This is a genomic window from Lentibacillus halophilus, from assembly GCF_055395055.1.
This window is the reverse complement of record NZ_AP043750.1, coordinates 1,718,475-1,744,937: the sequence shown is the minus strand read 5'-3', so window position 1 is coordinate 1,744,937 and position 26,463 is coordinate 1,718,475. Positions and strand designations below refer to the sequence as shown.

The following is a 26,463-nucleotide window of genomic DNA, read 5'->3' as shown; positions in this document are numbered from 1 at the left end:
AGAATATATACAACCACCCGGGGGAGTGAATACGCAATGACAAAAACCGGAACCATTTACGAAGCTATTGGTGGCTTTAACGTGGTGGATACATTAGTGACTGCATTTTATCAACATGTCGGAAACCACCCAAAACTGACGCCTATTTTCCCGGATGACCTGACAGAAACAGCTAGAAAACAACGACTGTTTCTGACACAACTTTTCGGCGGGCCAAGGTGGTATACAGAAGACCGAGGCCATCCCATGATGAAACGACGGCACCTCCCTTTTGAAATCACCCCGGAACGTCGGGATGCATGGCTTAGTTGCATGGACGCAGCACTTACTGAATCAGGCATAGACGAACCATATCGTTCAGCTATATTTGAAAAGTTAACCATGCTGGCACAACACATGATGAACACACCAGATTAACGAATTATATTTCTGAAAGCAGTCAGACAAAGACCGGCATGCACAAGCAATGCCGTATATAGGCGCAGACACTTTTTGAATACATGGCAAGAAAGGAGAATCGATGTGCGTTGGAATCAGCCTGAGCTTGCCCGTTTCAATAACACAGACACATCGTCAACGTATAACTACATCGATTTCATGCAAAAACCAGTGGAAGTTTATGTTTTTATTGATCCGCTTTGTCCGGAATGCTGGTCATTGGAACCCTATCTTAAAAAACTGTCCACTGAATATGGTCGCTTTTTCAGACTGCAACCTATTTTAAGCGGACAACTAAACACCTTGAATAAAGATGTATTTGATAAACCAAAACGTTTGAAGGAAATATGGGAAAAAACAGCTTCACGCACGGGCATGCCTTGTGACGGTGATATATGGATTGATAACCCCATACGTTCTCCATGGATCGCGTCCCTCGCTATTAAAGCGGCGGAATTGCAAGGGAAAAAAGCAGGGAAAATGTTTTTGCGAAAAGTACAAGAGAGTGCATTCCTAAAAAAACAGGATATATCCGATGAAACCGTACTCCTGAAATGCGCTGAAAATGCTCGGCTAGATATCCAGGAATTCCGGGACGATCTTTACTCGGATACAGCCAAAAAAGCATTTCAATCCGACCTGAAGTTGACGCAGGAAATGGAAGTGGACTACATTCCAACAATCGTATTTTTTAATCAGGATACTGAGGAGCAGGGTATTAAAATTTCCGGCCTTTACCCTTACGACATCTATGTTATGATATTGAAACAAATTTTACAACGGGAACCCGTTCCATCATGCAAACCTCCACTCGAACGATTTATCCGCTATTATCAAGTTGTCGGCACAAAAGAAATTTCTGTTGTTTACGATTGGACCAAAGCCAAGACCGAAAAGGAATTAAAAAAATTAAAACTGCAGCAAGCCATTAAAAAAACACCTGTGAAATATGATGCATACTGGGAATACATTGGAGAATAGCAACTGTATAACCCTATGGAATGCAAATAAAAAAAGATGTGCGGGGCTGCGCACATCTTTTTTCCATCTCTAAACAAACAAAGGGGGATGGGAGAAAGTTTCATAATCAAAACAAAGGGGTTTTGTTTGTGACTTATCTCACATTATTATCATAACAAGTGCCATTGCTTTTCACAACCATTTGTTCACACTTTCACAAAAATGTCACACTTCTAAGAAACAAGTTTGTCACATACACTGATCATAAAACATATGGACCATTTGTTCGTTGTACCTACCGGTTGACCATAGGTTTTTCCAAGGCGTCTCAGTAACTGACATATATAGGGAGAGGTGATTCTATGCGGGACATACTCCCATTTTTCTTTTTACTGCTAACTTTAGTCGTTGCATTCCTAAACTTATTCGGGCTTATGCAACTGATACCACTTTTTGTCACATTACCGGCACTGTTCTTATCCATCTATCTGACAGTTTATTTCTTTACCCATCGGAACGCCTACCGCGGAAGATTCCGTGGTTGAACAAAAGCACATACGTCACAAAACAGGCTGTCACCACTCAGAGTGACAGCCTGTTTTTCAACTGTTTTATTTTAATAGAAGGTCTTCCATTTCATTCAGTTTTTCTTCAAACACATCAAAGGCCGCTAAAATCGGGTCTTTCGATGTCATATCAACACCAGCTTTTTTCAGAATGTCAATCGGATAATCACTGCTACCGGCTTTCAGGAAGTTCAGGTAGTCTTCAACCGCACCTTGTTCCCCGCTAAGAATCCGGCTGGCAAGCGCTGTCGCAGCGGAATAGCCGGTCGCATACTGATAAACGTAATAGTTCATGTAAAAATGCGGGATCCTGGCCCATTCCTTACCGATTTCTTCATCGCAAACAATATCATCGCCAAAGTATTTCTTGTTCAGGTTATAATAAATCTCCGTCAGTTTATCGGCTGTCAACGCTTCCCCGTTTTGCGCCCGTTTATGAATATCATGTTCAAATTCGGCGAACATCGTCTGGCGGAACACCGTGCCACGGAACCCCTCCAGAAAATGATTTAGCAAATACAACTTCTGCTTTTCATCGTCCACTTGGTTCAGCAAATAGTCGTTCAACAACGCTTCATTTGTCGTTGATGCTACCTCAGCTACAAAAATGGAGTAATTTCCATAACGGAAAGCCTGTGACTGGTGTGTATAGTAACTGTGCAAGGAATGGCCAAGTTCATGAGACAGTGTGAACAAATCTTCCAGCTTATCTTGCCAGTTAAGCAGAATGTATGGATGTGTCCCATATGCACCGGATGAATAAGCACCGCTTCGTTTGCCTTTATTCTCCTCCACATCAATCCAGCGGCTTGAAAACCCTTTTTTCAGGATATTGACATAATCATCGCCTAACGGTTTCAAGGCTTCCAGCACATGCTCTTGTGCCTCTTCATATGGAATATGCATGTCGGCATCTTTGACTAGTGGTGTGTATATATCATACATATGCAATTCATCCAGACCGAGCACTTGTTTGCGGAGGCGGATATATCGATGCATGAGCGGCAATTTTTCGTTGACGGCTTCCACCAGATTGTCATAAACCTGCTCTGGAATATGATTGCTGTCCAGTGCGGCTTGACGCGCGGAATCGTAATTTCGTACTTTAGCTTCAAAATTATCGGCTTTGACGGTTCCTGTCAATGTGGAGGCGAATGTGTTGATGAATTTGCCATACGTCTCATACATCGCCTGGAACGCGGCTTTACGTACATTGCGGTCTTTAGACTGAAGAAATCCGATGTAGCGGCCATGTGTCAAATCCACTTCTTCCCCATCTTCATTCGTTATCGTTGGAAACGTCAAATCAGCATTATTCAGCATGCTGAACGTATTAGATGCGCTTCCCATCGGCTCAGACGCTTCTGCTAACAATGCTTCTTCCTTTTCGCTTAATACGTGTGGGCGCTGACGGCTAATGTCATTCAGAACCTTGTTGTAAAATGATAATTCGTCTTTTTCCTTAACAAATTCCTGCACCTTAGCATCATCCATTGCTAGAATCTCCGGAACGATAAAACTCATCGAACTGGATGCCTGAGTCAGAAGGCTTTCTGCTTTTTCATTCAGCGCTTGATACGTCGAATTCGTGGTATCTTCGTCATTGCGCATGTGGGCATATGTAAACAATCTCCCAAGGCGCTCAGCCAGCTGATCCTGCAACACAAGAACATCATAGAGATTCTGTGCTGAATCGGCAATACTGCCTTGATAGGCGGTAATAGATGGCAGATCGTTTTCAAGTGCCTTCCGTTCCTCTTCCCAGTCGTCATCCGTTTTAAAAATATCTTCCAGTTTCCATTTGCGCTCCTCCGGAATCTCATTTCGATTTGGCAGTTCTTTTGCTGTTTTGACCACTATTTATTCCTCCTGTCATTCGTTTTCTTTTCACTTATTCAATATACTTTCCAAAAAATCCTTCCATTTCTTTAGTATGACGAATCATCCATGAATCATGCCACCATTTTGCTTCATAATCTGCTCAATCATACGAGCATCACCATCCAACGCCTCCTCTATATGGTCATAAAAAGACCATTCATTCTGTTTGATATAATGGTCTGCAGACGTTTTACGAATCAGCTGCAAAATTTCGAGCAGATAAAAGTATTCACGAATCGGATTTTCTGATTCAAGCATAAGTGGAAATAACGACGGTGCATGAAAATGGTTGCGAAGCATATGAATGCAGATTTGATATGAAAACGCTGAGCCAGCCTCAAGTGGTGTGATGATATCTAAAAAAAGACGACTTTGCCAATCCCAAGGTGGTGTTTTCATCAAGTGCTGGGAAGATATCGGCAAATAAATCGGTGACGGAAGCGTTTGCCTGTTGGCGCGTCTCGTATACAGCCATTGCTGCCATACCATCTCCCTGCCGTACAAACGCCCCGGCGTATACAGACGAAATGTTCGCTTTTTTTGCTGCCAAATATGAAAAAGTTCTTGTTGGGTGAATCGGAAAACAGGAAATAAATCCGTGAAAATCATTTTCTCTAATTTGCGGATAGATAGGTTACCTGTGATTGTACGTAATGTTGTAAAATAAATATCTTGAAAAAATAGCACTTGGTGGGTTTCCGGACAGAAGAAATATAGCGTGCGCGGAAATTCAGCAGAAAATTGATGAATGAATGGAAGGTGGAACGAGTCCACTTTTAATTGTTGTCGGCCATGTCTGCGGAACGTATTGGCTCCTAAAATCCAAATAGGTATGATTCCCGCTCGGTAGTAGCCGCGGCTTCGTTCAGCAATGAGCTCCGTTGGAATTCGGGCACATTGATATTCTATCGCAATCATCCTATGGTTCAGCTGTAGCAGTATATCCGGTCGCTGCATTATTTCCGAAATATAAAATTCGAGTCGGACGTCGAGCCCTTGTTTTTTCAACCACTGATACAGCAGCAATTTTCCCTTTTCATGGTAGGACCCTTCTCCGCCTTCCTGTGATGGGCAGTCTGTTTTTGCTTCGTGGGCAAAATGCGGAATAACTTTTGTCCCTGCTTTGGCAATAACTGGCTGACTGCATACCGGGCAAAAAAATGTCTCCCTCGTTCTTAGTAACGATATTTCCTGTCTCGTCTTGGTTGCTAATGTCACAAACGTTCCATCTTTTATTTTCGCTTGCAGCATCGAAAAATCACCTCCACGGTATTTATTCGCCAAAATTGGATTAATTCCTTTTTTATGTCACGATACATTGAAATATTTTTTAAATGCATTCGTCTAATCAACAGCGGTTATTGGAGGTGATGCACATGGATGAACGACAGACGGTGGCTGTTTGGTTTGATGAATATGGCAATGATATTTACCATTTTTTAATTTACCGCGTCGGTCCCCATGAGGCCGAGGACTTGCTCCAGGAAGTGTTCATTAAAGCATTGAAACGATTTCACAGCTATCAGAAAAAGTCCGGCCCGAAGACGTGGCTGTTCAGTGTTGCACGAAATGTAGCAATCGATGAAATAAGAAGGCAAAAAGCACGGAAATGGAAAGACCATATTCCGCTTGAGAAGACTAAAGAACCAGAGACAAATCAATCACCGCAATCCATATTTGCTGAGAAGGAAGAATACCGTATAATCTATCAGGCAATACGGACACTTAAAGCCAATTATCAGGATGTGCTTATATTACGAGGCATTAAGGAATTGTCCATTAATGAAACGGCCGATATTCTTAAATGGAGTGAAAACAAGGTCCGATTAACCCAACACCGCGCCCGCATTGCACTGAATAATACCTTAAGGGGGTGGGATACCCATGACAAAGCAAAATAACAGTTGGGTGGATCATCATCTTTCGTCCATGCCAAAGCCAAGTGTAAGCCAGGATAAACATCAGGAAATCAAACAAACCATTATGAATGATAAAAAGCCAGGCACATTCCGAAGATACTCGGCCATTGCTGGTACTGCTGCAGCCTGCTTCATTGTCTTTCTGCTGGCCATAACATTCATCAACAGCCAGCAGCGAATGACTATGCAATCTTTTTCAGAAATCATCAGCGGTGATATCGCCAAAATTGCCGGAACAGATGGGACAAATGACTACGTTTCAGACAGCAATCAAATCCTGCAAGCATTCCACGAAGCAACGGAATCAATAGAGCTGGTGGAGACAGATACAAGAAGTAAGGCATTGTCACAATCGATTACACTTTATGATAATGAGGGCGACAAAATGGCCGATATCCAATTCGGCGATGAAGCAGCTATCAACATTAATGGAACCTATTACCGGACAGGCGATGGTGAGCTGAAGGCGTTTACAGATGTCTTTTTCACGGAAAAATATGCAACTGGCAAACAATTATCTACTCGGAAACAAGCTTACCGAATTATTGATTTGCTGATGCAAAAAAATATGAACAAGCTCATGTCTTTTGTACATCCTGAAAAAGGACTGCGGTTTTCACCACACGTTTCTGTTTCTGCCGATGACGTCACGATCCCCAAACACGATATTCCCGGTTTGCTCGATCAGGAAGATACCTATACATGGGGGATAAAAGCTGGCAAGGGAAGCCCAATTGAAATGACGCCCAATGATTACATCGAGGAATACGTCCGTCCGCAGCTGTTCACGCCTGATTCCGCTGATACTATAAGCATCAACGAAATCAAACAGCGCGGAAACACACGGAATACGATTCTCGACATGTACCCCAGTGCAGAAACGGTTGAATTTTACAATGACGGGTCAGCAGACACCGAAATGGACTGGCGGAGTCTAACACTTGTATTTCAAAACTATAATGGGAAACGAAAGCTGGTCGCGATCGTGAATAACCAATGGTCACCATAAAGTAAAACTTAAATTAAGTTACATTGCGGGATGAACAGAATGCATAATGATTTATTGCACCTTCTTTTCCCAAAACAAAAGCGTAACCAGTGCTGGTTACGCTTTTGTTTCTGTACAAATGATCTAAAAATAGTCTAAAAACCAAAAAAAAGACACCCTTATTCAGAGCGTCTAATCGTTGCAGGGAAGTAGGTCCGGATTTGGTCAAACACATTTTCCTGCATAACTCGCTTTCCATATTCTTCAAGAAAATGAATGGTTGTATCCGAGTCATTGCCGAATTCAAAAATCTGACTAAGCAAGTCTTCCTGCCTGTCATCATCCTCTTCCGGAAAACCAATATACAGATAATAAGCATCATTGTAATGGAATAAGGTATTTTCTAATGTTGTTTCACTGGTATCAAGGTAATGGCTCAGTTGAATGATATCTTCAAAATCGGTAAAACGAACAATCAGCGATAACATGCCATCGTCATTCTCATCTTTTACTGTGTTTGCTTGTTTATCCGATTCGAATTTGTCGTCAACCATGTCATCAAGGCTTTCATCAACCGAGATATCGACAGTCTTACCATTTTCCGTTGGGAGCTCAATATTTTCACCATCATTGGAGATTTGTGCTTTTGTCACAACAATCTCCAATCCTTTTTCCAATGCCTGAACCTGAATCCATAATGGGCCATCAACTGTAAAGTCTTCTTTATAATTAAGTTCTTCCATCATTTGCCAAAATAGCTGTTCGCCTCGTTCACGATTATACCAGATTTCCTCACGTTGGAATCCGCGATCCTCCATATCAACGTATGAAATATAAAATTTCACCGTATTCTCATTAATCCGTTCTATTTCCATCCTTTTTCTCCCCCTTCATATAAAGAATCCGGACTCTTAAAGTCAAATCCAAATGGTGGAAGAGACAGCATTTTTATGTCTGTTTATAATTTCCCTGTAAAGCATATTCATAACCATTCAAGGACTTGTAATTTTATTATATTACGAACTTGGAATTCTTGAAAATTTATTTGCCTATTTTAATGGTTAATTTCTAATTTTAACCCATTTTTCTTCTGTTGTCACTAGTTCAAAGAAAAATGGACCATCCCATTTTTCAAAAATCGATTTAGACAACATAATAGGTGGTATACAGGCTTTTATATAGGAAAAACGCAGATCTCAGTTGATAAAAGGATCTACGTTTTTGATGTTTATAATGGAAACCAGCATAATTAGTTGACGAGACGCTGAGCTTCACGCAATTGGAAGGTTCTGACTGTTCTCGGCAAAAAGCGACGGATTTCATCTTCATTATAGCCAACCTGCAGTCGTTTCTTATCCAAAATAATCGGCCGGCGCAGCAATCCAGGATTCTGCTGAATCAACCGAAATAAGTCTTTCATAGGCAATTGATCTATATGAACATCCAGTTTTTGAAATACTTTTGAGCGTGTTGATATAATCTCATCGGTGCCGTCTTCTGTCATGCGAAGTACTTCCTTAATTTCATCAAGTGTTAATGGTTCCGAAAAGATATTGCGCTCTTCAAATGGTATATCATGCTCTTCCAGCCATGCTTTAGCTTTTCTGCAAGATGTACAGCTGGGTGAGGTATAAAGTGTTACCATGTAACTTCACTCCTCATTCTCATAAGTATATAGTCATTTCATGAACTGTTACCAACTTATTATTACATTAAAATAAGTTTAAATTGTCTATATATAAAATTATACTACAATTGTCAATCAAAAGGTAGAGGCTATATTAAAAAAGTTGGTAAAAATTATTCATGTGTTCACAAAATGTTCGCATTGAACCACGTTAATAGCCATTATTATATACCCTGAACATTTTTTCATTAAACGTCACAAGAATGAAAATGGATGAAAAATGTTGTCGCTGTCCCCCACCCAATAAAAGCGAACGTTCATGTCACCTTATTAATGAGCTAAGGCGGGGATTACAACAGCCCTTTAATGCGTGATAAACGTGATATAATATTAGTATGAATGGAAAAACCAGCATTTATTCAAAGATATCTGGTTTTTACTGATTTTGGCCTTTCCGGAAGTTGTTGATGGACCACTACCTGCATGCAAATGAACCAACGATATCAATCGAGTGGTGTATAATCCACATTTTCCGTGTATACGTTGCCGGCATTCCAAATCAGAAATTCATTGATGCCTTTTTCATTCAACGCTTTAATCTGTGCTTCCACTTCTGCTTTCCCGTACTGCGTTGGTGCACCGCTGTACAGCCACGGCGCCTCAAAATCCTGCAACCATGGCCGTGATGTCGGCGGATTATCCAATTCATCGAGCATATCGTTTTCAACTTTAGCATATTCTGCGACGGTCTTGTAAGGTTCCTTGTCAGGGAAGTCAATGCCAAAGTAAGATGTCCAGTGACTCGGGTAAATCATGGAAGAGATAACATCCACATTGCTGGCTATCTTAGGGAAATTTTGTCCGATTCCAGGAGCACGCTTAACTGTCGCCGTATAACCAAAAATATCGACAGCGACATCAATGTCGTAATAATCCAGCTCCTTTTGGGCATACTGGACAAAATCGGTAACAGCTTTCACTCGGCGTTTCTCATTACTTAAATTTTCGTTTTTGTAATCGCCTTTGTTGTAATTCAGTTCATCATCATAGTGTTCAAAACCTTCGGGAAAACGGACATAATCAAACTGAATTTCCTGAAACCCAAGTTCGGCCGCTTTTTTGGCTATGCCAAGGTTATATTCCCATACTTCTTTTTGAAAGGGATTAACAAATGAGTCTCCTTTATTATTCGTCCATACGTGTCCGTTTTCAGTGAATGATAGATCCGGCCGCTTTTCGGCCAGAACAGAATCTTTAAAAACAACGATTCGTGCAATCGGATAAATGCCTTTTTCCTCCAGCACTTCAAGCATTTTTCTGGGTTCATCTATATAGTTAGTGGCTATATCCTTATAAGGCGAATCATCCGGGACACTGATGGTCAAATTGCCATGATCCTCTTTAATATCAATCACCATAGCATTCAGCTTTGAATTCTCAACCAAATTCAGGAGAGTATCAAATCGCTGCCCGCCTGCTGATGGACCAGTGACATAAACACCTCTGACTGCATCAGGATATGTAAAGTCCAAACCGGCATCATAGGTGAAACGCTGCATTTTCTTTTCCGTGTCTATAGAGGTTACGGTCGTCTGTCTTTCGGTGTTCGGGTTTGCTTGTAATGTTTTTTCACTGTCCGTTGCCTTGGAGGAAAGCGGTATAATCGCAACAATGAGCAGGAGAAGAAGAACAAAAACTGATATCCCGAGGTAAATTCGCTTCATTTTCTATCAGTCTCCCATTTTCCTTTTAAATATATTATAAAAGAAATCGACAACAAATGGAACAATCTTTTTCAAAATCCGACAATATTTTAAATATCTACCCCTTAATTCGTTAACCGATAAATCCTGGTCATGCATTTTATGCTTATTAGTTATAAAACATGATATAATAAACGAAAGAAAATGATAAATTGTGGTGAAGATAATATGGACCAACATTTACATGTTTTTGTCACAGTGGCAGAAAAGCAGAATTTTTCCAGAGCAGCAGAAACATTGCATATGACACAACCCGCGGTGAGTCAGTACATTCGACTTTTTGAAGAGACTATGGGAGTACGCCTGCTGGAGCGGACAAGCAAATATGTACAGCTCAATAAAGCTGGGGAAATGGTGTATCATCATGCCAAAGAAATCATCGGATTGTACACGAGAATGCAAAATTTAGTAGATGATTTAACTAACAAAGCCAGCGGGCCACTCTCAATTGGGGCAAGCTATACGTTTGGCGAATACGTGCTCCCGCATATTATTGCGAAATTGAACGAGGCATACCCGAATATAAGCCCTACCGTTATCATTGGCAACACAACTGAAATAGCTGATGCAGTCAAGCGGCATCAACTGGATGTAGGCATTGTCGAGGGGCACTTAAAAGATGAAGAGCACATGCAGATAGAACCATTTGCAGAGGATGATATGGTTGTTGTTGCGGCACCGAATCATCCGTTGATGGTGAGGAATGATGTCATATCAATGAAAGATCTGGAAAAAACAACGTGGGTACTTCGAGAATATGGATCCGGAACTAGAGAGGCAGCAGATAGTGTATTTCAACAAAATGACATTGCACCCGACAAGATTATGAACATTGGCAGTACCCAGCCGATCAAGGAAGCTGTTGAAGCTGGGTTAGGAATCAGTTTATTATCCCAATGGGCTATCCAAAAAGAACTGCAACATGATGATCTGACCGTTGTTCCAGTATCAGGATTGCCTTTCCGGAGACAATTTTCCATTATTACAACTTCCCCGTTCCAAACGAAGGCCCTGCAAATATTCATCGACCTGCTGCGACATAATAAAGATCTGTCAGCCTTCCGATCGGATCACGATGACCCAAGCGGCACAACGTAATAAGATGAAGCGTTTAAATGTTAGAAGGCCGGAATTCACCCGTGGTGGCTATTAAAAAACAAGTAGCCTTCCCCGGCAGCATTCAATGGCCGGGGACTTCCTATACATAGAATTGAAACGAAACATGCATAGATGATGAATAATACGTATTAGCACAGCTGCAAGTGAACGCTTAAAAATGCTCTTTTGCTTCATTTAATAATCCGAAACACAAGTGGTATGCGGTAGCGAACACCATTATTAGCTTTAAGTAATGCGATGATGGTAAATACAAATGCTAAAATGATTATAATAGGTAGTAATATAAAGCCAATTACTAATAGAACCAGAATACCGCTAATGATGGAATAAACCGTAAACGATATTAAGAAATTAAAATATTCTTTTCCATGATAATCAACAAAATCGGATTCATCGCGTTTAAACAACCAAATCAGTAATGGACCAAGAACGGGGAAGAATATACTGATCAAATAGATCAGCATCGCAAACATACGTTCATCTTTTTCCAACATATTTATCACCTCTTTTTTATGATTATATGAAACAGCTTTTGAATTTGTTTCTTTTCAACCAGCAGGGCGTGACCTTCTTTCTTGGCAATTAATTATTCGTCCAGTACCATGGTTATGTGCTATACTTTTTCGTATTATCTGCTCAGTCATTGAACGTATATCAGACAACAAGGTGATTTTTTATGCAAAACGTTGTAGTAATCTTGGTCGGCTTTTTAAATGGCTATCTGTTCGAACTTTTACACGTACCTGCTGGTTGGCTATTAGGAGCCATTGCTGTCGGAGCTATTTACCGTCTTTTCATAGCTGACATAACGTTTCCGCCGCTTCTCTTTGACACAGCCCTTGCCATTATCGGCGTCAGTATCAGTTTATCCATCAAGATTGACATGTTTAAGGACGTGGCCGGCTTTTTGTTGCCACAGCTTGTAAGCCTTGTGACACTTTTTGTTGCTTGCTTTTTTTTGGCTAAATTTCTGCATCGGTTCTCCAACCTTGATGCGATAACCGCCTTGTTTTGCTGTTTACCAGCAGGAGCGTCCGTTATGATTGCCCTGAGCAGAGAGTACAAAGCAAAACTGAGTATTGTTGCTGCCTTTCAAAGTGTTCGGATCATGATGCTGGTGACTACTATCCCCATTATCGCCGGGTATATTTCACCTCTGCTAGATACACAGGTGGTCAAGAACAGCGGCCTGGAAGCAACAGAAGGGAACACCATACCCATGTGGGGGGCCCTTGTAGCATATACGTTGATTGTTATGACAGCACTAGCACTCGCGATTAAATGGAAAATACCGGTTGCTTCGTTTATCTATTCTATCATGCTCGGGTTTTTAGTCCATTCTTTCGCTGTTCCATTACCTTCAATGCCTGACGTCATGGTTGGCGGAGGAATGGCTATGCTGGGGGTCATTATCGGTGCTCGTTTTGACCGGGAGTCCGTAGCAGAATTTAAACGTATCGGCTGGACCAGTTTGGGAATATTGACGGCCTTTTTTGTATTGACTTTTATCACAACCTTTATTTTTTATTTGATGACACCATTGGATTTCACAACAAGTTTGCTTGCTATTGTTCCAGCTGGTGCGGCGCAAATGGCTTCAGTAGCAGCGCTTTTGGATCTCGATGCCAGTATTGTTGCTGCGATACAAGTATCAAGGCTTGTCATCATTATTATCACTGTGCCAATGATCGTTCCGTTTCTTGTCAACCAGGAACATCACCAACAAACTATAGCACACAACAACGGACTATGATAAGAGATGACACAACAAAAGACGTAATGGGAGGATCATATGAACAACCGGAATAAAGGCATCATATTATTATTGGTATCGGCATTTGGATTTTCCCTTATGGCAGCATTTGTTAAACTTTCCGGGGATATTCCAACCGTCCAAAAAACGTTGTTCCGCAACGCGGTCTCAATGATGATTGCATTTGGGTTTGTTTTACACTACAAGGAACGCTTGTTTGGCAAAAAGGAAAATCAAACATATCTCCTGCTGCGTTCGTCCTTGGGCGCGGCCGGAATTGTATTATATTTCTATGCCATCGATCATCTTGTTTTATCCGATGCCGACATGTTGAATAAAATGAGCCCGTTTTTAACCATCGTTTTTGCAGCCATTTTTTTAAAAGAACGTGCACGACTGTTTCAAACCGTTGCAATCGTGATAGCTTTTATTGGAACGCTTTTCATTATTAAGCCGGAATTTTCCCTCCAAACCATTCCTTATATTGCCGGGATCTTTTCAGCGGTTTTCGCTGCAGGAGCGTATACGGTCCTGAGGGTACTCGGCGACAAGGAGCAATATTATACCGTTGTATTTTATTTTTCTTTTTTCACGACCATGGTATTGCTGCCGTTTGTCATCATTTTTTATGAACCAATGCATTGGCAACAGTGGGTTTATCTGCTCGCAGCGGGGATTTTTGCCACGGTGGGGCAATTCGGGATCACGGTTGCCTACAAGTATGCACCGGCAAAGGAAATTTCGATTTTCTTCTACTCAACGGTCGTGTATTCGGCGCTTATCAGCATTTTCCTATTCGGACAGATTCCAGATATTTGGAGTGTCATTGGATACATCGTTATTTTCAGTGCATCGTTCTATATGTTTTTGAGAAATAACCGAGAAGACAGCGAACGTCGTACGTCGTAATAAGAAAAAGTTAAGCACATCATTACAGGCATGCTTACCTTTTTTGATTTATTCAATGCTAATGGTCATGGTCGTGAGCGGATGCGTTTTGATCATTCTGACACATTAGCGAGTCATCATGGGGATGTTCTTGGTTCTCCATCTGAATGGTTACATGGCCGATGCCTTTATGTTCCAAATCATGTTCAATCGTTTGTAATAGTTTTTGACTTTCCTGGATGGACAAATCACCATCGACGACGGCATGACAGGAAAGTGCATTTTCCCCGCTTGTAATGGACCAGACGTGCAAATCATGGATGCTTCTGATGCCATTTGTATTTTCCACCGTATGGATAATATCGTCCAAGTCCACATTTTTCGGAGTTCCTTCCATCAGCACATGTACCGCTTCTTTCGTCACTCGCCAACCACTTATTAATACAAGAATTGCGACAATAACACTGGCTAGCGGGTCAGCAAATCCCCAGTTAAAGAACATAATTAATAAGGCAGCGGTAATGGCCCCGACTGAACCGAGCAAATCACCTAAAACATGCAGGAAGGCTGCTCTTAAATTCAAGTTTTCTTCTGTATCGCCTCGATGCAGCATCCATGCGACAACAATATTGACCAATAATCCAATAAACCCGATCACTAACATTCCGGTCGAGGCGACTTCAGGCGGATTTAAAAAGCGTTTGTAAGCCTCATAAAAAATGTATAGCGAAATGAGCACAAGGGTCACGCCATTAAACACGGCTGCCAATATTTCAAATCGTTTGTAGCCATATGTTTTACTGTAATCAGCTACTTTTTCCCCTACCGTAAAGGCTAAAAGACCAACACCCAGTGATACGGAATCGCTTAACATATGACCGGCATCCGATAACAAAGCGAGACTATTGGTAATAAATCCTCCTATCGCTTCGATCACCATATAACCCGTAATAATAATAAAACTTATCATTAACGCTTTCTTATTGGCATGATGGGAGTGGTCGTGGTCGTGATCGTGTCCCATTTTGTTACCTCCTCAACGCATTTGTTTCTGGTTGTGTATGCTCATATACTCATATTGAAGAAACAAATGATTTCTTTTTTCGTTTATTGTCACATATTAACTATGACAAGCATGGTCTATTGTTTGTTTTAACATATCCATCACATGCTCATCGTCATGCGAATAATACAACGTGGTGCCTTCCCTGCGGTGTTTAACTAATCGTAAATTTTTCAAGAACCGCAACTGATGGGAAACAGTGGATTGTCTAAGGTTCAGTTTCTCTGCAATTCCATTGACGGCATATTCATTATGAAAAAGTAAATGGAGAATTCGAATTCTTGTCGGATCACCAAGCGCTTTAAAGGTTTGGGAAACAACAAACAGCGTCTCTTCATCTAAGTCTGCGTTTATGTCAGCGTTTGTACCTTTTTTGCTTTCTTCCATAAAATACCCTCCCTTTTCGTTTCCTATTCCAAAGTATATACCTATTAGATGCATATATCAGCATGTGTTCATGTTATGTAGAATCAAATCAAATGTCAACTATATTTAAGGAAGTCCCTTTTTGTACGGTAACTCCTTAGTGCTATGAAGGACCCTTTCCAAGTTAGTTTAGATTTGGTAGGTAATTCAACAGTGGTATGAGTGCTTATTGCAGGTAATTTTCGCTTTATTCGGTAACTCATCGACCCTATGAGTGCCTTTTGCTGGGAAATTCCGCTTTGTTCAGTAACTCATCGGCAATAGGAGCGCTTATTTTCTGGGAAACAGAATCCAGACCTTGATAAAAGGAAAAATGCAGTGCGCATCGCATCACACTGCATTTTAAACGAAACACTCTTCAGCTGTTCTTCCCTGTATGTTCCCTGTTGATATTGTTAATCAAAGGATTTGGATTACCGGCTAAACATAAAAGCGCATGAGTCTTCGCCTTTCACGAACCGACAACTTTCTTTCCTTCAGGCTCAGTGTTATCCCGATCTGGTTCCACAGTGATGCCGATTTGGTCAAACACCTCTTTTTCCGATAAAGCGTACGTTAAAACGCCTGAGCCTGATTCATTCGTATTAAAAATACCAGCATTCAAGCGTTCCCCATCTTTTAGCAGCCAAACCTGATAAATTTGCGAACCTTTTAACTTTGGCAATCCATTCACATGAACAACCAGTTTTTTTGTTTTTTCCTCTTGAACAATGTACGCATAACCGCCTGCATTACTCATCTGTCCATTGGCCGACGTCAAATTTAATGAATCCATAATTTCAGCTGGTTGATTAGGTGTGGTTGGCTGTTCATTTGCTGATTGAACATTTGTATAAGTCAATACAGATGTAATGGCGAACAGAATAATAACCAGGCTTGCTGATAGAGGAGTGAATTGTTTCTTCAGCGAAACACCCCATACTTTTAATCTGTCTTTTATGGTAGTTTTCTCCTCTTTTTGCTCCTCACCAAATACAAAATCAAAGACTTCTGCTTTTAGCGTTTCCGGTACTTCCTGTTCCTCAAAATCGAATTGCAATGCTTCCCACGAATCGCTAAGTTCTTCGTATTCCTTCATGCATGCTTCACACTGCTTCAAGTGTGCTTCAAATCTCTCTTTATCTATTTCATTAAGTGTACCTGCCATATATGAAAGTAGGTTTTCACATTCCCTTTCCATTTATGACCCCTCCAGTTCCAGGTGTTTCTTTAATTGTTTTAGCGACTGATGCAGCCTGCTTTTAATGGTTCCCACCGGTGCGTTTTCCATCTCTGCTATTTCTGTGAGTGAATATCCTTGCCAATATAACAGATTAATTAATCTTCTTTGTGTAGCAGATAATCTGTTTTTGGCTTTGGAAATTTCCGTATCTTGCAGCATTTCTTCTAGTTGATCTTCCGGGTCAGCCATATCCAGCGTTCGATCCGTATCATAGTGATGATTCGGAAGTGCATGCTTTTTCTCTTTCCTGATATGATCAATGCATACACTTCTTACTATTGTCAGTAACCAATTAATAAACTTGCCTTTGGAGGGATCATAACTACTTTTCGTCGTCCAAAGTCTTAGGAAAGTTAGTTGCACTATCTCTTTGGCGGCTTCTTCGTTTCCATTACTAAATTTATATACGTAACTATAGATTAGTTTTATGTATCGTTCATAAATCTCTTCCAATGCAGGACGGTATTTTTGATTTACTAAGTTAATCAGTTCAGCATCCGTTTTCTCTTTCACAACGACCAGGCGCTCCTCTCCATTCGCATTGCTATAATGTTTTCGTTATTTTCTCATTATACAAGCTAGGAAGAAGAAAAGGAACCATCACATAAGGTGATCGTTCCTCTAAGCCGTCCTTTACTTAAATGCTGTTTCGCTGTTTACGGTATACCAGACATCTTTCTTACCCTGTCCGTTCACATCGCCTTTTGCCTTATCCTTCACAAAATAATAAAGCGGATAGCCCTTATACGTCACTTGTTTGTCTTCAGTATCTTCACGGGTTATCGTACTAAAATTATCTTTGTTAAACCCTTCTGGCACGTCGAAATCTTGTGTGGTGAATGCTGGCCAGTTTTCCAAGCACTTGCCACTGCAATTGCTTGTTCCTTCTTCATCTTTTGTAAAGTAATAAAGCGTCATGCCCTCTGAATCAGCTAAATAGTTGCCCACCTTATCGTTTTCCATAATCTGTAAGGAAGCTGATTCACTACTGGCGTTTTCGCCCTCAGCCTTATCGAAGGTTGTTTCACTGTTCACGGTATACCAGACATCTTTCTTGCCCTGTCCGTTTACATCACCTTTTGCCTTATCCTTCACAAAATAATAAAGCGGATAGCCCTTATACGTCACTTGTTTGTCTTCAGTATCTTCACGGGTTATCGTACTAAAATTATCTTTGTTAAACCCTTCCGGCACGTCGAAATCTTGTGCGGTGAATGCGGGCCAGTTTTCCAAGCACTTGCCACTGCAATTGCTTGTTCCTTCTTCATCTTTTGTAAAGTAATAAAGCGTCATGCCCTCTGAATCAGCTAAATAGTTGCCCACCTTATCGTTTTCCATTAATTGCAGGCTTTTCGCTCCGTCATCTGCATCTCCACTCGTTTCCTCACTGTTTGAACTATCGTTGTTGTCGTCCTGTGATTCTTCGTTTGATCCGTTACCACACGCTGCCAATAAAAAGATGGTTGCCAGAATACTTAAAAAAAGTATCCATTTTTTCATTGTCGTCCCTCCCTCAGTCAATTAATGTTTTCATCTTAGGTAACGTATGAAACCCAATAACGGTTTGCCTGTTAATGAATTTATTTTAAAAAATTATAGAATATGGGGATATCTGATTTTACGTATTATGACGTCACCCAAGCGTTCTTCTTATAACCGCGCTTCTCCCAATAACCAATATGTTCATTTTCAATCAGTTCAATACGGGTTAGCCACTTAACCGATTTATAGCCATACATTTTTGGAGTAATTAATCTAACAGGACCACCATTTTGTTGTGGTATTAATTCCCCATCCATTAAAACCGCGACAATCATATCATCTTGCATGGCCTGGCTTATTGTTAACGAATCGGTATAAACCCCATCTCCCGAGTAAAACTTCACATAGTTTGCTTTGGGATCAATTCCGGAGTCCTGTAAGATTTTTTTTAGTGGAATCCCTTCCCACGTAACGTTATAAACACTCCAGCCAGTCACACAATGAAAGTCGCTTACTTGAACACGCCGCTCCAACTCTAAAAATTCCTGCCAATTATATTTTTGTTGCTTTTTCACCAGTCCATCAATGGTAAAGCCCCAATTTTCGTCGGTGAACGTCGGGACTTCTGTAACGGTGTAATTGCGAAATTGTCCTTTTCGTTCTCCGCCAATCGGTTCGGGATTTTTCGGCTCTGGTAATGGGTCGAATTTATTGCGATCCGGTTTGGGTGAGGAGGAGCCAGCCATTGTCGGTAAATAGGGTTGCAGCCAGTTACCAAACAACGGAAGAAAGACAGCCGCCAATATACCTCCCGTCAGCACCCTGAGAAAAGAACGGCGTTTTAAAATAGGATTTTCGCGGTCAATCAGCATTGGTTCACTTTGCGGTTTTGTTTGCCGTTGTTTACCAAGATTTTTAAACCATTGACTTCTGGTTACACTGTGGTAGATAACATATGGGACACCCAACCATGTAGCAAGGTCATGAATGATTAAAGCGAAAGAGCTGAGCTGCGGCGGAATCTGCCGATGGTACGTTAACAACAATCCAGAAACGATCAATGAAGCCAATACACTAAGAACAGCGTACAAATTCATTCGGTGATTTTTCCTTTTCCGTAATGTTTTCAGATGCTTCGTCATTTTTGGTATGTAAAATAAAACAGGGAGCGTACTGAGGATACCAATCCAAACATGAAAGTCTTTTACAAGCACACGCGACCCGGGGAAGGTTGAACGGTAATACGAAGAAAACAATACAAATCCAGTTACCGTCAAAACTAGAAAAAGAATAGCGTTGATGTGATGCAGACGTGTAAGCTTTCGGCCGAACTTCAAATTACGCGCAAAGAATAGTCTCCAGTTCATTTCCAACCAATCCCCCTATATTATAGATATGCTTACATTTATATAACGTACAAAATCACCAATTGGTTTGATTCATAATAAAAAAAGGAACCATCACAAAAGTGACCGTTCCTTTGAGCCGTATAACTACTGCTGAACGTCAACTGTTTCTTCTTTATGGGAGTGTATCTCCTCTTTTTTGAAATGCACTTTTACTGTATAATTTCCTGGATCGTCAAAAGTTACGTTTGCTTGGTATTTTCCTTTTTCACTTTCTTCGGTTTCTATAAAGTTATGTTTTTCCTGACCACTTTTCCAGTATTCCAACTTCACTGAGGCACTGGTGAAAGGCTTGTTACCTTTTTGCAAATGCGCGATCAGCGTGACTTCCTCGTTTGCTTGAATCGTATCTGGCTTCATTAACATAGCCATCACATCTACATCGTGGTGATCATTTTTAGGATCGGTTTTTTCAACGTTTCCTACCTTAAATTCCTGTATCGGCATGGTGTGACTGCCCCGGGCTGTTGTGTGTGCAATCACCTTATAAATTCCTTTTTCATTAAAGGTGTGTTTTAAGGCATAAACACCTTCCCCTTTGTTTTCGGGTTTAAACTTTGCCGATTCATCCTGATTGTCGCCTTTCCAAATTTCAAATTGGACGTCTTCTGCGTCAGCAACGTTTTCGTCGCCTTTTGTTACCTGCGTTTTGATTGTTCCTTCTTTTCCAGGCTGGAAGGCATCTGCTTCTGTTAAAAATTCTACTTCTAATGGTTTTAAAGACTGTTCTGCTCCTTGATCATTTTTAGAATTACTTGCGTTCTCATCATTAGGACTGCCGCAAGCTGCCAGAAACGTAAGTGACAATACAATGATTAATACGAATAATTTTTTCATTGGTTATTCTCCCCCTTTCGAATTTAGTATTTTCACATGGTCGACTATTTTGTCATAAGGTACATCCGAATAGCCGTCATACTGTTTAACAATGGTGCCTTGCTGATTCACCAAGAAAAATCGTGTTCCATGTGTGAATTGGTCTGATCCTTCCGGTGGCTTTTCAACGGCAGACTTGAACGACGATTCGGAAAGGTCTTTCACATAATCAAAATCGTAGCCACCCAAAAAAGACCAGTTTGATAAATCCCCTCCGCGTGCTGAAATATATTTTTTCCGTATACTTTGTGTATCACGTTCCGGATCAACACTAAATGAAACAATGTCAACCGAAGCATTCGCTTCTTTCAATCTTTTCTGGAGTTTCGCCATGTTGGCCGTCATTGGTGGACACACTGAAGTACAGCTCGTAAAGATGAAATCCGCAATCCAGACTTTACCCTTAAGATCAGCTAATGATAGAGCACCCCCTTTCTGGTCTGTCGCTTCAAACTTTTGAACATCCCAGTCCAGCTTGTCGGAGATTGTTTTTTCACTGCTGCATGCCGAGCCTATGACGATTAGTAACAGAAACGTTGCAAGTAATAGTACTTGTTTCAATCTCACCCGCCTCCTAAACGATTTCATTTTAGTTTCTATCTTTCTCATTCTCATCACGTTTCGTTACAGTTATGGTTGTTTCCATTCATTTTTTCAAAGACCGCTTCCATTGCTTCATGAAATTGATAGACCTTTCCACCAAACCCTTGAACAAATTTTTCAGCATGCTCCTGCCATTCAAAAACCAACACTTGCGGCTGACAACACCCTATATGAATCGACGTGTCCATTACATACCAGGCTAATGGTGCGCTTATAGTTGTTTGTCTTAAGAAATCTTGACTGATTGCCTGGATGACGTTATCTCCCAATAGCCGGTGCCGCAAAAGTCCACAATGTGCACAACACGTCATCTCGATTTTGCTTTCAGAAAGAATAAGTCGATAAGCCAACCTTTCATTTATACTGCGACTGCAAAATACACATTCATCTGAACGTGTGAATTCAATTGGATCTTCCTTGGCAAGCATAATACCTCCGAACGTCTTAATAATAATGCCTTCTTCGATTAAAGGCTTAAGATCCCGATGAATGGTCATTTCAGAAACACCCAGCTCCGTACTTAATTCAGAAATCTTCATGTTGGCTTTTTTCTTAATTAGGTCTTTGATTCGATTTTGTCTTTCAACTGGCAGCATGTTGTTCCTTCCCTTCTAATTATGTTGTTATCTATACTGTTATTAGTGGTGGCAATTCACCGATTATCCTACTTTCCATCCTGGATACCTGTATTCGTACACAGGTTTTCTCCTCCGCTAAACAAATACGTTTAATTAATAACAAATCAAAACAATATTTAACATTATTATAATAATAGGTTCCTTGTTTATCAATGAATATTCTGTGAACAGGCCGTGAATATACTTCTGAAAGTATTTTTATTTAAATGTTATAAAATGGGGTCCCTTAACATACTATATAAATTTAGAAACGTTTAAAGAGGAGGTAATTTTTATTTGATTGAATACATTCAATTATTGGTAGGCGGTCAATTGGAATGGGGGTATCCCTTATTAGCTTTCCTTTGTTGTATAGCCGTTTTATATGCTTTTCTGATCAAACGCTATACGCAACTAAAATTGATTCACATAGAGCCACTTTTTTTTCTTTTTGGTTTAGGCTTATTATACGTCACAGCTGGCAGCCCTTTGGCCGATATTAGTCACCTCTCATTAAGTTTACACATGATACAAATGAGCATTCTTTATTTTCTAATCCCGCCTGTTTTTTTGTTAGGTATCCCCGATCAACTGTTTAACCATGTGTTTCAAATTCTTAAATTGAACAGGATTAGCAAACTATTTTTCGCCCCTAAAATAGCGCTTTATGCGTTTGCCGCATTATTCTTTATGTACCACCTACCATTTGTATTAATGATTCTCTCCAAAAGTGCACAAATGCAAAGTGGCTATATATTCGTTTTATTCCTATTATCTTTTGGGATGTGGTGGCCCATTGCAGCACCCGACTCTAATCAGCGACTTTGCAGAAGCGACATGAAACGTTATGCGTTTTTAAGCGGAATCATTTTAATGCCAGCATGTTTACTGCTAATTTTTATGGCTGTCATTGATATTGGAAATAATACGTCTCTTAGTCAAACCACAGCCCCATACTGTTCTCCCTCGCAAGCCGGTTCCTTCAGTTTACTTCCTCCTCCCTTTAACACAAAGTTTGATCAATTGATGGCGGGAATCGTTATGCTAGGGTTGCACAAGGCGGGATTGATGGTGACATTTAAGTTACGGGATAAATTCAGAGCTTCCATTCCAAGCTCATAACAGACACGATCCACGTTTTTGCAGTCTACTCAGTTAGACTGCTTTTTATATGTTCTAAATGTATTCTATTTAAAATAAAATACAGCATAGTGTATAAAAAGGTGGGTGATATGGGTGGAGGAAACCAATTACTTGGATATCACAGGGATGCACTGTGCTGCGTGTGCTGCCAGAATTGAAAAAGTCGTCTCTAAGATAGATGGGGTCACCGAAATAAACGTTAATTTAACAACTGAAAAGGGACGTGTTACATTTAACACAAATCGGACAAGCATGTCAGCTATCATCAGTAGGATTAATAAAATTGGCTTTGAAGCTAAAGAAATCGTTAAAAGTAATGACGAGTCTAATCATCAAAAACAAAAGGAGATCAAAATTCTTCGGTTGAAGTTTATTGTTTCGGCATTACTAACTTTTCCTTTAGCTTGGGCCATGTTTGCGCATTTTAACTGGGCTTCCTTTATGTATGTCCCCACAATATTGACCAACCCGTTTTTTCAGCTTGTCATTACAATTCCCATTCAGTTCATAATCGGCTTTCCATTCTATGAAAGGGCCTGGAAGGCAATAAAAAGCGGTAGCGCCAACATGGATGTTTTAGTCGTATTAAGTACATCAGCGGCTTTCTTTTACAGTCACTATATCACGTTTGTGTCATATTCTGCACTACCCCCAGGACATCCGACGTTATATTTTGAAACGAGCGCCTTTATTATAACATTTATTTTATTAGGTAAGTTATTGGAAGCAAAAACGAAATTGCGAACGACTGAGGCTGTCAAAAAGCTTTATCAATTGCAAACCAAAACAGCAATAATATATAAAGATGGCCAAGAATGTAACATGCCTGTTAACCAAATATTACCAGGAGAGATTCTTATCGTTAGGCCCGGCGAAAAGGTTCCAATTGACGGACAAGTGATTAAAGGAAATTCCATGATGGATGAATCTCTTTTAACCGGTGAAAGTATACCAGTGGAAAAAAACTCTGGGAAATCAGTGTATGCAGGAACTGTTAATCAAAATGGTCTACTAACCATAGAGGTGACGAAGCGAGATTCAGAAACGGTTTTATCGCAAATTATTGATGTTGTAGAGGAGGCACAAGCTTCCAAAGCGCCTATACAGCACATAGCCGATAAAATCACAGGCGTTTTCGTACCTATCGTTATCGTTATCGCATGTATTCCATTAGCGGCATGGTATACAAATTTTCTGGAGATGTCGTTTAACGAAGCACTGGAAAAAGTCATTGCTGTTTTAATCGTAGCGTGTCCATGTGCCCTCGGTTTAGCCACACCAACATCCATTATGATTGGAAGCGGACGGGCTGCGCAGTTAGGGATTCTATTTAAGGAAGGGAAACATTTAGAATTATTAGGTAACTGCAAAACCTTAATTTTAGATAAAACAGGGACACTTACAAAAGGGTCCCCTCACATAACAGACATTTACGTTGAGCATTTCAGTGAAAATGCATTTCTGGAAACAATCGCCGCGGTCGAAAACAATATCGAGCATCCTGTAGCAAAAGCAATTGTCAATAAAGCGAAAACGAAAATGCATGCGATTCCTCAAGCATCTCAAGTGGTTTCTCTCCCAGGTTATGGTGTACAGGCGTATGTACACGGAAAACAAGTAACGATTGCTAAAGCCAAATACTTTATAAAAAACAACTACCCCCTCCCGCAAAAAGCATATCAACTGATGACACAGTTGGAGGCAGAAGGAAAAACAGCTATGATTGCATTTATCCATTCACGTTTTGCTGGAATCATTGCCGTTGCTGATGATATGAAAACATCTTCTGCAGACGCTATTTCCCGTTTAAAACAGTTAGGATTCGATATCTCTATGCTGACAGGTGATAATACAAATGCAAGTAGGGTTATTGCAAAAAAAGCGGGCATAAATAATTATCAAGCAGAGGCATCTCCACACGATAAAGCTGATGTCATCAAGCAATTACAGCAAAACGGAAGTACGGTTCTGATGGCAGGTGATGGCATTAATGATGCCCCTTCCCTTGCTGTTGCCGATGTCGGAGCAGTAATTGGGACGGGATCAGATATTGCAATTGAATCCGGAGATGTCACGATTATCAAAGGCGATTTAAATCGATTGGTTGATGCCATCCTGATTAGTAAAAAAACAATGCGGAATATAAAGCAAAACCTATTTTGGGCGTTTCTATACAACGTTATCATGATACCTTTTGCTATGATTGGTGTGCTGGCTCCTTGGTTGGCCGGAGCAGCAATGGCCTTAAGCTCGGTTTCTGTTGTTTTAAATGCACTTCGATTAAAAACAGTGCCACTCTGACAAACATAAGCAAGATTTTTATGTTTACGTCACGTTAAGATGCACAAAGACTATTTTGTAAATCGTATAACGTGTCCATTTTCTTTTGTACCCTTGACTTTCACTTTAAATCAAGTGTATGATTCATATCACATTATAAAATATTTCAATTTTCTTATCCAGAGAGGTGGAGGGACTGGCCCTTGGAAGCCTCGGCAGCGGACTTGTCAAAGTACTGTGCCAATTCCAGATGCTACATGCTGAAGATAAGAAGAGACGCCAAACATTGTATATTTAGCCTCTTCTTACTTTAAGAAGAGGCTTTTTATATGAAAACAGAGGGAGGAATACGCATGAAGCGCAGTTTGGAACAACGATTATACGAAGGAACCGTTATTGTCGGGGAAGGGTATTTATTTGAATTGGAACGAAGAGGATATTTACAGGCCGGTTCCTTTGTGCCAGAGGTGGCCTTGGAACATCCGGATGTTTTAAAACAAACCTACCGGGACTATATGAATGCCGGTTCCGATGTCGTTTTGGCATTTACATACAATGCCCATCGTGAAAAAATGCGGATTATCGGCAAAGAAGATCAGCTGGAACCGCTGAACCGTAATGCCATTCGTTTAGCAAAAGAGGTGGCCAAAGAGCACCCAACAGAAGAAGCGCTGGTTGCCGGCAATATATCCAATACCAATATTTTTGATCCGGAAGACCCCGCCTCCAAAGATACTGTGCGAAACATGTTTGCTGAAATGATTTCATGGTGCAAGGAAGAAGGCGTCGATTTTATTAACGGCGAAACATTCTACTATTACGAAGAGGCACTCATTGCACTTGAAGAAATTCAGAAACAGGATTTACCGGCTGTTATTACATTCGCGATGATGGGCGAAAACATTTTACGGGACGGTTATACAGTAGAAGAGGGCTCTCGTCTGCTTTCAGAAAAAGGAGCGCTTGTCGTTGGTATGAATTGTTTCCGCGGTCCGAATACGATGCAGCCATATTTGGAAAAGATCCGCGAAAATGTGGGCGGATATGTTGCCGGCTTGCCAATCCCGTATCGGACATCAGAAGAACACCCGACATTCTTCAACTTGCCTGATGGGGGATGTAGCTGTCATCTGCCGTTAGAAACAACATTCCCGACGGCACTTGATCCTTTATACCATAACCGTTATGAACTGGCCGAATGGGCCAAACAGGCAAAAGATATCGGTTTGAACTATATTGGCCTGTGCTGTGGAGCATCACCGGCAATGTTACGTGCTGTAGCTGAAGCCGTTGGTGTGAACACAATCAACTCCAAATACTCACCGGATATGGAGAAACACTTCTTGTTCGGGCAAGACGAAACACTAAAAAATCATAATGTGGCTTATCGGACAAAAGCTTAACACCTACGAGAAACGGTTCACATTTAGAACCATCCTGCAT

At 40.7% G+C, this 26,463-nt stretch carries 24 protein-coding genes, 2 pseudogenes and 1 riboswitch; of the genes and pseudogenes, 10 read left to right on the top strand and 16 right to left on the bottom strand.

Going from position 1 to position 26,463, the window contains the following annotated elements; all coding sequences use genetic code 11:
* The first annotated feature begins 36 nt into the window (after nucleotides 1-36).
* The gene (locus tag ACZ5Q7_RS08585) at nucleotides 37-417 is read left to right on the top strand and encodes a globin domain-containing protein (RefSeq protein WP_343751186.1); all 381 of its coding nucleotides are present in this window, start codon (nucleotides 37-39) and stop codon (nucleotides 415-417) included.
* A 105-nt stretch (nucleotides 418-522) separates the two neighbouring features.
* The gene (locus ACZ5Q7_RS08580) at nucleotides 523-1,419 is read left to right on the top strand and encodes a ClpXP adapter SpxH family protein (protein WP_343751188.1); all 897 of its coding nucleotides are present in this window, start codon (nucleotides 523-525) and stop codon (nucleotides 1,417-1,419) included.
* Between the two features lie 590 nt (nucleotides 1,420-2,009).
* Here ACZ5Q7_RS08580 and pepF read toward each other — a convergent pair.
* Together pepF and ACZ5Q7_RS08570 are read right to left on the bottom strand one after the other, a co-directional pair.
* Nucleotides 2,010-3,821 carry an oligoendopeptidase F gene (pepF, locus tag ACZ5Q7_RS08575; protein WP_343751189.1) on the bottom strand — a complete coding sequence of 604 codons (1,812 nt, stop codon included), beginning with the start codon at nucleotides 3,819-3,821 and terminating at the stop codon, nucleotides 2,010-2,012.
* Nucleotides 3,822-3,905: 84 nt separating this feature from the next.
* Nucleotides 3,906-5,096, bottom strand: a complete 1,191-nt coding sequence (locus tag ACZ5Q7_RS08570) for a competence protein CoiA (RefSeq protein WP_343751191.1) — start codon at nucleotides 5,094-5,096, stop codon at nucleotides 3,906-3,908.
* Nucleotides 5,097-5,221: 125 nt separating this feature from the next.
* Here ACZ5Q7_RS08570 and ACZ5Q7_RS08565 point away from each other — a divergent pair, with 125 nt between their 5' ends.
* Nucleotides 5,222-5,746: an RNA polymerase sigma factor gene (locus tag ACZ5Q7_RS08565; RefSeq protein ID WP_343751193.1), complete on the top strand. Its 525-nt coding sequence runs from the start codon at nucleotides 5,222-5,224 to the stop codon at nucleotides 5,744-5,746.
* The gene (locus tag ACZ5Q7_RS08560; RefSeq protein WP_343751195.1) at nucleotides 5,730-6,773 is read left to right on the top strand and encodes a hypothetical protein; all 1,044 of its coding nucleotides are present in this window, start codon (nucleotides 5,730-5,732) and stop codon (nucleotides 6,771-6,773) included. The genes ACZ5Q7_RS08565 and ACZ5Q7_RS08560 overlap by 17 nt, the downstream gene beginning before the upstream one ends.
* 158 nt (nucleotides 6,774-6,931) lie before the next feature.
* Here the strand turns inward: ACZ5Q7_RS08560 and mecA are convergent, their stop codons facing one another.
* From mecA to ACZ5Q7_RS08545, 3 genes are all read right to left on the bottom strand, one after another.
* Nucleotides 6,932-7,627, bottom strand: coding sequence for an adaptor protein MecA (mecA, locus tag ACZ5Q7_RS08555; protein WP_343751197.1), 696 nt, complete (start codon nucleotides 7,625-7,627; stop codon nucleotides 6,932-6,934).
* 374 nt (nucleotides 7,628-8,001) lie between these two features.
* On the bottom strand, nucleotides 8,002-8,397 hold the full coding sequence (spxA, locus tag ACZ5Q7_RS08550) for a transcriptional regulator SpxA (protein ID WP_343751198.1): 396 nt from the start codon (nucleotides 8,395-8,397) through the stop codon (nucleotides 8,002-8,004).
* A gap of 485 nt (nucleotides 8,398-8,882) precedes the next feature.
* Nucleotides 8,883-10,103, bottom strand: coding sequence for a putative glycoside hydrolase (locus ACZ5Q7_RS08545; protein WP_343751199.1), 1,221 nt, complete (start codon nucleotides 10,101-10,103; stop codon nucleotides 8,883-8,885).
* Between the two features lie 207 nt (nucleotides 10,104-10,310).
* Here ACZ5Q7_RS08545 and ACZ5Q7_RS08540 point away from each other — a divergent pair, with 207 nt between their 5' ends.
* Nucleotides 10,311-11,240 (top strand): LysR family transcriptional regulator, encoded by a 930-nt coding sequence (locus ACZ5Q7_RS08540; RefSeq protein WP_343751200.1) that lies wholly within the window; start codon nucleotides 10,311-10,313, stop codon nucleotides 11,238-11,240.
* Nucleotides 11,241-11,431: 191 nt separating this feature from the next.
* Here ACZ5Q7_RS08540 and ACZ5Q7_RS08535 read toward each other — a convergent pair whose 3' ends face one another.
* Nucleotides 11,432-11,755, bottom strand: a complete 324-nt coding sequence (locus tag ACZ5Q7_RS08535; RefSeq protein WP_343751201.1) for a DUF4870 domain-containing protein — start codon at nucleotides 11,753-11,755, stop codon at nucleotides 11,432-11,434.
* 182 nt (nucleotides 11,756-11,937) lie between these two features.
* Here ACZ5Q7_RS08535 and ACZ5Q7_RS08530 point away from each other — a divergent pair, with 182 nt between their 5' ends.
* Nucleotides 11,938-13,014, top strand: a complete 1,077-nt coding sequence (locus ACZ5Q7_RS08530; protein WP_343751203.1) for an AbrB family transcriptional regulator — start codon at nucleotides 11,938-11,940, stop codon at nucleotides 13,012-13,014.
* A gap of 39 nt (nucleotides 13,015-13,053) precedes the next feature.
* On the top strand, nucleotides 13,054-13,923 hold the full coding sequence (locus ACZ5Q7_RS08525; RefSeq protein WP_343751205.1) for a DMT family transporter: 870 nt from the start codon (nucleotides 13,054-13,056) through the stop codon (nucleotides 13,921-13,923).
* Between the two features lie 58 nt (nucleotides 13,924-13,981).
* Here the strand turns inward: ACZ5Q7_RS08525 and ACZ5Q7_RS08520 are convergent, their stop codons facing one another.
* The 10 genes and pseudogenes from ACZ5Q7_RS08520 to ACZ5Q7_RS08475 all read right to left on the bottom strand — a co-directional run bounded on the left by ACZ5Q7_RS08520 (nucleotide 13,982) and on the right by ACZ5Q7_RS08475 (nucleotide 21,576).
* Nucleotides 13,982-14,926 carry a cation diffusion facilitator family transporter gene (locus ACZ5Q7_RS08520; protein ID WP_343751206.1) on the bottom strand — a complete coding sequence of 315 codons (945 nt, stop codon included), beginning with the start codon at nucleotides 14,924-14,926 and terminating at the stop codon, nucleotides 13,982-13,984.
* A gap of 96 nt (nucleotides 14,927-15,022) precedes the next feature.
* Nucleotides 15,023-15,352, bottom strand: a complete 330-nt coding sequence (locus ACZ5Q7_RS08515) for an ArsR/SmtB family transcription factor (RefSeq protein ID WP_343751207.1) — start codon at nucleotides 15,350-15,352, stop codon at nucleotides 15,023-15,025.
* A gap of 490 nt (nucleotides 15,353-15,842) precedes the next feature.
* Nucleotides 15,843-16,571 carry an anti-sigma factor gene (locus ACZ5Q7_RS08510; protein ID WP_343751208.1) on the bottom strand — a complete coding sequence of 243 codons (729 nt, stop codon included), beginning with the start codon at nucleotides 16,569-16,571 and terminating at the stop codon, nucleotides 15,843-15,845.
* Nucleotides 16,572-17,126 carry an RNA polymerase sigma factor gene (locus ACZ5Q7_RS08505; protein WP_343751209.1) on the bottom strand — a complete coding sequence of 185 codons (555 nt, stop codon included), beginning with the start codon at nucleotides 17,124-17,126 and terminating at the stop codon, nucleotides 16,572-16,574.
* Between the two features lie 120 nt (nucleotides 17,127-17,246).
* Nucleotides 17,247-17,597 (bottom strand): annotated as a pseudogene (locus ACZ5Q7_RS08500) (COG4315 family predicted lipoprotein); the annotation flags it as partial.
* Between the two features lie 27 nt (nucleotides 17,598-17,624).
* Nucleotides 17,625-18,113: pseudogene (locus ACZ5Q7_RS08495) on the bottom strand (hypothetical protein); the annotation flags it as partial.
* Nucleotides 18,114-18,238: 125 nt separating this feature from the next.
* Nucleotides 18,239-19,462 (bottom strand): molybdopterin-dependent oxidoreductase, encoded by a 1,224-nt coding sequence (locus ACZ5Q7_RS08490; protein ID WP_343751252.1) that lies wholly within the window; start codon nucleotides 19,460-19,462, stop codon nucleotides 18,239-18,241.
* 126 nt (nucleotides 19,463-19,588) lie between these two features.
* Nucleotides 19,589-20,338, bottom strand: a complete 750-nt coding sequence (locus ACZ5Q7_RS08485; protein ID WP_343751211.1) for a FixH family protein — start codon at nucleotides 20,336-20,338, stop codon at nucleotides 19,589-19,591.
* Nucleotides 20,339-20,341: 3 nt separating this feature from the next.
* Entirely contained in the window at nucleotides 20,342-20,965 is a 624-nt protein-coding gene (locus tag ACZ5Q7_RS08480; protein WP_343751212.1) for an SCO family protein, read from the bottom strand.
* 26 nt (nucleotides 20,966-20,991) lie between these two features.
* Entirely contained in the window at nucleotides 20,992-21,576 is a 585-nt protein-coding gene (locus tag ACZ5Q7_RS08475) for a DeoR family transcriptional regulator (protein ID WP_343751213.1), read from the bottom strand.
* Between the two features lie 318 nt (nucleotides 21,577-21,894).
* On the opposite strand from ACZ5Q7_RS08475, the gene ACZ5Q7_RS08470 reads away from it, so the two are divergent.
* The 3 genes from ACZ5Q7_RS08470 to ACZ5Q7_RS08460 all read left to right on the top strand — a co-directional run bounded on the left by ACZ5Q7_RS08470 (nucleotide 21,895) and on the right by ACZ5Q7_RS08460 (nucleotide 26,423).
* Nucleotides 21,895-22,719, top strand: coding sequence for a cytochrome c oxidase assembly protein (locus ACZ5Q7_RS08470; RefSeq protein ID WP_343751214.1), 825 nt, complete (start codon nucleotides 21,895-21,897; stop codon nucleotides 22,717-22,719).
* 114 nt (nucleotides 22,720-22,833) lie between these two features.
* Nucleotides 22,834-25,041 (top strand): heavy metal translocating P-type ATPase, encoded by a 2,208-nt coding sequence (locus ACZ5Q7_RS08465; RefSeq protein WP_343751216.1) that lies wholly within the window; start codon nucleotides 22,834-22,836, stop codon nucleotides 25,039-25,041.
* A 151-nt stretch (nucleotides 25,042-25,192) separates the two neighbouring features.
* Nucleotides 25,193-25,293, top strand: a riboswitch (SAM riboswitch).
* Nucleotides 25,294-25,373: 80 nt separating this feature from the next.
* Nucleotides 25,374-26,423 (top strand): homocysteine S-methyltransferase family protein, encoded by a 1,050-nt coding sequence (locus tag ACZ5Q7_RS08460; protein ID WP_343751217.1) that lies wholly within the window; start codon nucleotides 25,374-25,376, stop codon nucleotides 26,421-26,423.
* Nucleotides 26,424-26,463: the final 40 nt, after the last annotated feature.

Excerpts from the sequence above, each read along its gene's own strand:
- ACZ5Q7_RS08585 (WP_343751186.1), top strand. The coding sequence starts at position 37 with ATGACAAAAACCGGAACCATTTACGAAGCTATTGGTGGCTTTAACGTG.
- ACZ5Q7_RS08570 (WP_343751191.1), bottom strand. The coding sequence starts at position 5,096 with ATGCTGCAAGCGAAAATAAAAGATGGAACGTTTGTGACATTAGCAACC.
- ACZ5Q7_RS08565 (WP_343751193.1), top strand. The coding sequence starts at position 5,222 with ATGGATGAACGACAGACGGTGGCTGTTTGGTTTGATGAATATGGCAAT.
- ACZ5Q7_RS08560 (WP_343751195.1), top strand. The coding sequence starts at position 5,730 with ATGACAAAGCAAAATAACAGTTGGGTGGATCATCATCTTTCGTCCATG.
- mecA (WP_343751197.1), bottom strand. The coding sequence starts at position 7,627 with ATGGAAATAGAACGGATTAATGAGAATACGGTGAAATTTTATATTTCA.
- spxA (WP_343751198.1), bottom strand. The coding sequence starts at position 8,397 with ATGGTAACACTTTATACCTCACCCAGCTGTACATCTTGCAGAAAAGCT.
- ACZ5Q7_RS08545 (WP_343751199.1), bottom strand. The coding sequence starts at position 10,103 with ATGAAGCGAATTTACCTCGGGATATCAGTTTTTGTTCTTCTTCTCCTG.
- ACZ5Q7_RS08540 (WP_343751200.1), top strand. The coding sequence starts at position 10,311 with ATGGACCAACATTTACATGTTTTTGTCACAGTGGCAGAAAAGCAGAAT.
- ACZ5Q7_RS08535 (WP_343751201.1), bottom strand. The coding sequence starts at position 11,755 with ATGTTGGAAAAAGATGAACGTATGTTTGCGATGCTGATCTATTTGATC.
- ACZ5Q7_RS08530 (WP_343751203.1), top strand. The coding sequence starts at position 11,938 with ATGCAAAACGTTGTAGTAATCTTGGTCGGCTTTTTAAATGGCTATCTG.
- ACZ5Q7_RS08525 (WP_343751205.1), top strand. The coding sequence starts at position 13,054 with ATGAACAACCGGAATAAAGGCATCATATTATTATTGGTATCGGCATTT.
- ACZ5Q7_RS08520 (WP_343751206.1), bottom strand. The coding sequence starts at position 14,926 with ATGGGACACGATCACGACCACGACCACTCCCATCATGCCAATAAGAAA.
- ACZ5Q7_RS08515 (WP_343751207.1), bottom strand. The coding sequence starts at position 15,352 with ATGGAAGAAAGCAAAAAAGGTACAAACGCTGACATAAACGCAGACTTA.
- ACZ5Q7_RS08510 (WP_343751208.1), bottom strand. The coding sequence starts at position 16,571 with ATGGAAAGGGAATGTGAAAACCTACTTTCATATATGGCAGGTACACTT.
- ACZ5Q7_RS08490 (WP_343751252.1), bottom strand. The coding sequence starts at position 19,462 with ATGAACTGGAGACTATTCTTTGCGCGTAATTTGAAGTTCGGCCGAAAG.
- ACZ5Q7_RS08485 (WP_343751211.1), bottom strand. The coding sequence starts at position 20,338 with ATGAAAAAATTATTCGTATTAATCATTGTATTGTCACTTACGTTTCTG.
- ACZ5Q7_RS08480 (WP_343751212.1), bottom strand. The coding sequence starts at position 20,965 with ATGAAATCGTTTAGGAGGCGGGTGAGATTGAAACAAGTACTATTACTT.
- ACZ5Q7_RS08475 (WP_343751213.1), bottom strand. The coding sequence starts at position 21,576 with ATGCTGCCAGTTGAAAGACAAAATCGAATCAAAGACCTAATTAAGAAA.
- ACZ5Q7_RS08460 (WP_343751217.1), top strand. The coding sequence starts at position 25,374 with ATGAAGCGCAGTTTGGAACAACGATTATACGAAGGAACCGTTATTGTC.